At 58.1% G+C, this 7164-nt stretch carries 4 protein-coding genes and 1 pseudogene; 1 reads left to right on the forward strand and 4 read right to left on the reverse strand.

All coding sequences use genetic code 11. The features are described 5' to 3' along the window. Window positions 1–35: 35 nt before the first annotated feature. The 4 genes and pseudogenes from ACOT0L_RS20865 to metH form a co-directional block, all read right to left on the reverse strand. Window positions 36–197, reverse strand: coding sequence for a CcdB family protein (locus ACOT0L_RS20865; RefSeq protein WP_126292106.1), 162 nt, complete (start codon window positions 195–197; stop codon window positions 36–38). A 13-nt stretch (window positions 198–210) separates the two neighbouring features. Then, window positions 211–426, reverse strand: a pseudogene (locus tag ACOT0L_RS20870) (type II toxin-antitoxin system CcdA family antitoxin); the annotation flags it as partial. Window positions 427–520: 94 nt separating this feature from the next. Continuing rightward, window positions 521–2152, reverse strand: coding sequence for a Na/Pi cotransporter family protein (locus tag ACOT0L_RS20875; protein WP_022646722.1), 1632 nt, complete (start codon window positions 2150–2152; stop codon window positions 521–523). A 217-nt stretch (window positions 2153–2369) separates the two neighbouring features. Then, entirely contained in the window at window positions 2370–6053 is a 3684-nt protein-coding gene (gene metH / locus ACOT0L_RS20880) for a methionine synthase (protein ID WP_022646721.1), read from the reverse strand. 193 nt (window positions 6054–6246) lie between these two features. Here metH and iclR point away from each other — a divergent pair, with 193 nt between their 5' ends. Continuing rightward, complete coding sequence (gene iclR, locus ACOT0L_RS20885; RefSeq protein ID WP_022646720.1) at window positions 6247–7074, forward strand: glyoxylate bypass operon transcriptional repressor IclR; 828 nt, start codon at window positions 6247–6249, stop codon at window positions 7072–7074. Window positions 7075–7164 lie beyond the last annotated feature (90 nt).

A 7164-nucleotide genomic window follows, 5' to 3' on the forward strand; every position in this document is an offset into this window, starting at 1 on the left:
GAAATATACCTTACCTTGCGCCTGACAAAAAAGTCCTAGTAACCGCTGATCAGAAAATCGAGTGCATCCCGCAATGAAGCACTGCTGTTAGTAAGATCGGCAACGCGTTCACCTAACTCTTTTAGCGATATGCCTGCCATCATGTGCATCATCACCACGTAGGGTTTTCCCGCGACCTCAACGGCGGGAGCGACCATAGAAGCTTTATTTTTCTTCAAGCCACTCTGCGCGCCGATGTTCACGAAATTGCTCCTGCAAAGCCGCCGTTAGCACGGCAGAAAGGTTAAGTTTAAGCCTTCGCGCCTCTTCAAGAATGTCCGGCGACAGGGAAACATTCACTGATTTTTTAATGCTATTAGCACCGCGCATGAGAACCCCCATTGGAATGCGCATGAACTGGCGAAGTGTAGCGTAATAATTGAGCACTTCCTATTCCCTTAAAAATGTAAGGGTTGAAGAATAAATTGCTCTTTATGGTAGTCACGCCTCACAAAACCGTTTTGCGAGGCGCTTTCAGAGATTAATACTCATCCCGCTCATCGTCTTCATCCGGCTGCTCCATCACGCTGTATGCCACCGCACAGAACAATGAGTTAAGACGCTTCATATCTCCCAGCAGCCCCAGGTGGAGCGAGCTGGTTTCGATACTCTGCACGTTCTGCTGGTGCAGACGCTCAACGTGGGCGTGCGAGTAGCGCCGGTTGAGGATGCGGAAACGGTGCTTGTTGCGGCGCAGGCGGCGCGCGCTCGGCACGTCGCTGGAGAAGAAGACCGACATCGCCAGCTTCAGGTTGCTGACCAGCTGTTCGTGGAGCGCTTCCAGCTCCTTCAGCCCTTCGACAGAAAACGCCCGACGTGCGGCCAGGGATTTGTCTGCGATTTCACTGCCCATACGCTCGACAATATCCGAAGCCTGCTCCAGGTTAAGCGACATCTCAATGATTTCCGCCCAGCGGCGCGACTCCTCTTCCGCCAGCTCGTCCTGCGGGATCCGCGCCAGATAGAGCTTGATGGCGGTATACAGCACGTTGATATCGTCCGCCAGCCTGCGCAGCTCTTTTTCTTCGCGCGGCTCGCCGTGCATCACCTTTTGCAACCCTTCCAGCATGGTTTCCATCGCGTCACCCATGCGCAGCGTTTCGCGGGCGGCATTGGCGATAGCCAGCGCGGGCGTGTCCAGCACCGAGGTGTCCAGATGCTTCGGTTTAAGGCGCGCGTCCAGCTCCGGTTCATCACGAATAAGCCGCTCGCAGAAGCGGGCCATCGGCGCGGCAAACGGCACCATCGCCAGACAGCGCACCAGGTTGTAGAAGACGTGAAAGTAGATCACCAGCTCCGCTTTCGGCAGAGAGAGGTTGTCCATCAGGTTCGCCAGCGGGTGCACAAACGGCAGAATGATCAGGCTACCCACCAGCTTGAAGAGCAAACTCCCCAGCGCCACCCGTCGGGCGGCAGCATTGGCTGCACTGTTGTTAAGCATCGCCAGCAGGCCAGAGCCAAGATTCGCACCGATGACCAGGCATAGCGCCACCGGGAAAGAGATCGCGCCCGCAGCGGTTAAGGTCGCCGTCAGGAGGACCGCTGCCAGGCTGGAGTAGCTGACAATGGCAAACACCGCGCCGATCAGCGCATCCAGCATAATATCGCCGGTTAACGAGGCGAAAATGACCTGCACACCGTTGGCCTGGGTAATCGGCGTAACTGCCTGCACAATCAGCTCCAGCGCTAGCAGGATCAGCCCGAGGCCAATACCGACGCGGCCAAGCTGCCCGGCACGGCTTTGCTTACGGCCGAGGAAGAAAATGACGCCAATAAAAATCAGCAGCGGCGACAGCCAGGAGAGATCGAAGGTCAGGATACGTGCCATCAGCGCGGTACCGACGTCGGCGCCAAGGACAATCACCAGCGCCGGGGCGAGCGCCACCAGATCCTGCGCCACGAACGAGGTGACGAGCATGGTGGTGGCGTTGCTGCTTTGCACCAGCGCCGTGACGCCAATACCCGCACAGAAGGCGAGCGGCTTCTTCTCAACGCTGCCGCTGAGAACGGTACGTAAACGTGCGCCAAACACGCGCATCACGCCGGTACGAACGATATGGGTGCCCCATACCAGCAGTGCGACTGCGGAGAGCAGGTGTAACAACGTCAACACAGTGGGTTTTCCTCCTTATCGTTATCTGTTTTCCTGAGGCTTGTTGCGCGTTATCTTGCCGGATGGCGGCTACGCCTTATCCGGCCTACGCGCAGGCCCGGTCAGCGCAGCGCCGCCGGGCAATGTAGTAAGAACTTTCTTCCAGTATAAGGGTTTAAACGTAAGAAAGAGACAAGGCACCATAGCGGTGCCCTGTTTGTTGTAAGGAAAAGTGACGTTAGTCTGCGTCGTAGCCTAAATTCGGCGCCAGCCAGCGTTCCACCTCAGACACGCTCATGCCTTTTCGCAGGGCGTAGTCTTCAATCTGATCCCGCTGAAGCTGTGCCACGGCGAAATACTTGCTGTCCGGGTGGCTGAAATACCAGCCGGAAACGGACGCGCCCGGCCACATGGCGAACGACTCGGTAAGTTTCATGCCGGTATGCGCTTCCACGTCGAGCAGTTTCCAGATAGTGCCCTTCTCGGTGTGTTCCGGGCAGGCCGGATACCCCGGCGCCGGACGAATGCCCTGGTAGTTTTCGCGGATCAGCTCCTCGTTGCTGAGATTCTCATTCGCCGCGTAGCCCCAGTGCACCTTACGTACGCGCTCGTGGAGGTACTCAGCAAAGGCTTCCGCCAGGCGATCGGCGATCGCTTTCACCATGATTTTGTTGTAATCATCGTGCTGTGCGTCGTACGCGTCCGCCAGCGCGTCTTCTTCCAGACCGCCGGTCACCGCAAAGGCGCCGATATAGTCGGCTTTACCGGAGAGTTTCGGTGCGACGAAATCCGCCAGGCAGTAGTTGGCAAAGCCCACTTTCTCGGTTTGCTGGCGCAGATGGTGGCTCACGGCCAGCACATGGGTGCGGGTTTCATCGCGGTAGATTTCTATGTCGTCGCCCACGCGGTTCGCCGGGAACAGCCCCACCACGCCGCGCGGGTTGAGGGCTTTCTCTGCGCTCAGTCTGTCGAGCATATCGTTGGCATCTTTAAACAGGCGTTTCGCCTCTTCGCCTACTACCTCATCTTCAAGAATGCGCGGATATTTGCCCGCCAGCGACCAGGTCATGAAGAATGGCGTCCAGTCGATGTAGTTACGCAGCGTTTCGATGCTGGCCGTCACGTCCTGCACGCCCAGACGGTGCGCGACCGGCGGCGTATAGCTGGACCAGTCGAACGCCAGATCGTTATCGCGTGCCGCCTGAAGCGAAACCGGCGGCGTGCGCGGTTTCTTACGTCCATGCTGAATGCGGACGGTTTCATACTCTTTGCGGGTGCGGGCGACAAAGTCATCGCGCTGGGTGTCAGACAGCAGCGCGGAGACCACGCCCACGGTGCGCGAGGCGTTTTGGACATACACCGTCGGCCCACTGTAGTTCTGCTCAATTTTCACTGCGGTGTGGGCTTTCGAGGTGGTTGCCCCGCCAATCAGCAGTGGAATAGTGAAGCCCTGGCGCTCCATCTCTTTTGCCACGTTGACCATTTCGTCCAGCGACGGCGTAATCAGCCCGGAAAGACCAATCAGATCCGCATTCACTTCGCGAGCGGTCCTGAGGATTTTATCCGCCGGGACCATCACGCCAAGATCGATAATTTCGTAGTTATTGCATTGCAGTACCACGCCGACAATGTTTTTGCCGATGTCGTGCACGTCGCCCTTCACGGTGGCAATGACCATCTTACCGTTACTGGAGCCCTTCTCTTTGCTGGCTTCGATAAACGGCTCAAGATAAGCCACGGCCTGCTTCATGACGCGGGCGGATTTCACCACCTGCGGCAGGAACATTTTGCCCTCGCCGAACAGATCGCCGACCACGTTCATGCCGTCCATCAGCGGCCCTTCGATCACTTCAATCGGACGGGCTGCCTGCTGACGCGCTTCCTCGGTATCCTGCTCAATGAACTCAGTAATGCCTTTTACCAGCGAGTATTCCAGACGCTTTCTCACATCCCAGGAACGCCATTCGGCCTGTTGAACATTGGCTGATTCGTCAGCTTTACTGCCGCGGTATTTTTCCGCCAGATCCAGCATGCGTTCGGTGGCGTCGTCGCGACGGTTGAGGATCACATCTTCTACTGCGTCGCGTAGTTCTGCGGGCAGGTCGTCGTAAATCGCCAGCTGTCCGGCGTTAACGATCCCCATGTCCATCCCGTTGCGGATGGCATAGTAGAGGAACACGGCGTGGATGGCCTCACGCACCGGGTCGTTGCCGCGGAACGAGAACGAGACGTTCGACACGCCGCCGGAAATTAGCGCATGCGGTAGCTCGCGTTTGATGTCTTCACACGCGCCGATAAAGTCCTGGGCGTAGTTGTTGTGCTCTTCAATGCCGGTTGCGACAGCAAAGATGTTCGGGTCGAAAATAATGTCTTCCGGCGGGAAGCCCACCTCTTCGGTCAAAATTTTGTACGCCCGGCGGCAAATCTCAATTTTGCGCTCGCGGGTATCGGCCTGGCCCACTTCATCGAAGGCCATCACCACCACGGCGGCCCCGTAGCGACGCACCAGCTTCGCGTGGTGGATAAAGGTATCGACGCCCTCTTTCATTGAGATGGAGTTAACGATGCCTTTGCCCTGAATGCACTTCAGCCCCTTTTCGATGACGTCCCATTTGGAAGAGTCAATCATGATCGGCACGCGGGCGATGTCCGGCTCGCCGGCAATCAGGTTGAGGAAGCGCACCATCGCCGCTTCGGCGTCGAGCATCCCCTCGTCCATGTTGATATCGATAATCTGCGCGCCGCTCTCCACCTGCTGGCGGGCAACGTCCAGCGCTTCGCTGTACTTCTCTTCTTTGATCAGGCGCTTGAACTTCGCAGAACCGGTGACGTTGGTACGTTCACCCACGTTCACAAACAGGCTGTCGTCGCCGATGGTCAACGGCTCAAGGCCGGACAGACGGCAGGCTACCGGAAGCTCGGGTAACTTGCGCGGTGCAAGCCCGGCGACGGCGCGGCTCATGGCGGCGATGTGCTCCGGCGTGGTGCCGCAGCAGCCGCCGACGATGTTGAGGAAGCCAGATTCGGCCCACTCGCGGATTTGCGCCGCCATGGTGTCGGCATCCAGATCGTACTCACCGAATGCATTCGGCAGACCGGCGTTCGGGTGGGCGGTGACGTAGCACTCTGCGATGCGCGAAAGCTCCTGCACGTACTGGCGCAGCTCGTCCGGCCCCAGCGCGCAGTTCAGGCCGAAGGAGAGCGCTTCGGCATGGCGCAGAGAGTTATAAAACGCTTCGGTTGTCTGGCCGGAAAGCGTGCGCCCCGAGGCATCGGTGATGGTGCCGGAAATCATGATCGGCAGGTCAACGCCCAGCGCCTCAAATTCCTCTTTCACCGCGTAAATTGCAGCTTTGGCGTTGAGAGTGTCGAATACGGTTTCAATCAGGATCAGGTCGGAACCGCCTTCCACCAGCGCTTTAGTGGACTCACGATACGCGGCCACCAGTTGGTCAAAGGTGATATTGCGGAAGGCTGGATCGTTCACGTCCGGAGAAATCGACGCGGTGCGGTTGGTCGGGCCCAGCACCCCGGCAACATAGCGCGGCTTGTCCGGCGTGCGGGCCGTCCACTCGTCGGCGCAGGCGCGGGCGAGTTTCGCCGCTTCAAAGTTGATCTCCGCCGACAGGGATTCCATCTGGTAATCCGCCATGGCGATGGTTGTCGAGTTGAAGGTGTTGGTTTCTACAATATCCGCACCCGCTTCGAAGTAGGCGTTGTGGATATCCCTGATGACAGAGGGTTTGCTCAACACCAGCAGGTCATTGTTTCCTTTCAGGTCACAAGGCCAGTCGGCAAAGCGCTCGCCGCGGAAATCGTCTTCACTCAGACGATAGCCCTGGATCATGGTGCCCATGCCGCCGTCCAGCACCAGAATTCGTTCATTTAACTGCGCACGCAGTTGCTCTACTTTGCTGCTCACACTTGCTCCCGACAACGTTCAACATGGCCAAAAGGCTGCGTTCCATACTGGCATAATCTCTAAGGGTCGAAAAGTCACACAGCGGTAACATGAGACATGTTCACAATCACTCCTCCGATCAGTCAGGAAAGCGGTTGCAAAACCACCAAATAAAACGAAAATGATTTCCACGATACAGAAAAAGGAGTTCGTCATGGTTACGACCGTTCCCGCTAAACGCGGCAGAAAACCTGCTGCAACCACCGCTGCACAACCTGGCGGACAGGTTCAATCCCTGACGCGCGGCCTGAAGCTGCTGGAATGGATAGCCGAATCGCATGGTAGCGTGGCCCTGACAGAGCTGGCGCAGCAGGCTGGCCTGCCGAATTCCACCACGCACCGTCTGCTGACCACCATGCAGCAGCTGGGCTTCGTGCGTCAGGTGGGCGAGCTGGGACACTGGGCGGTGGGCGCACATGCGTTTATTGTCGGCAGCAGCTTCCTGCAAAGCCGCAACCTGCTGGCGATTGTCCACCCGATTCTGCGCAAGCTGATGGAGGAGTCCGGCGAGACGGTAAACCTGGCCGTGCTGGATCAGAGCGATCATCAGGCGATTATCATCGACCAGGTGCAGTGTACGCAGCTGATGCGCATGTCCGCACCGATTGGCGGCAAGCTGCCGATGCATGCCTCTGGCGCAGGGAAAGCGTTTCTCTCGCAGCTTAGCGAAGAGCAGGTGACGGGTCTGCTGCACCGTAAAGGTCTGCACGCCTACACCCACGCCACCCTGGTGTCGCCGGTGCATCTGAAAGAAGATCTGGCTCTGACCCGCAAGCGCGGCTATTCGTTTGATGACGAAGAACATGCCCTCGGGCTGCGCTGCCTCGCGTCCTGTATTTTCGACGAACACCGCGAGCCGTTTGCCGCCATCTCCATCTCCGGGCCGATTTCACGTATGACCGACGACCGCGTCACCGAGCTGGGTGCGCTGGTGATTAAGGCCGCGAAAGAGGTGACGCTGGCGTATGGTGGGATTCGCTAGGATTGAGGGCGGTCTGGTGCCCTCACCCCGGCCCTCTCCCACAGGGCTGAGGGTTCCCCACAAATTAATGCGAGCACTGAGCAATCCCCT

Source organism: Enterobacter cloacae complex sp. XAL002 (genome assembly GCF_049236805.1).
In the GTDB taxonomy this organism is placed as follows: domain Bacteria; phylum Pseudomonadota; class Gammaproteobacteria; order Enterobacterales; family Enterobacteriaceae; genus Enterobacter; species Enterobacter intestinihominis.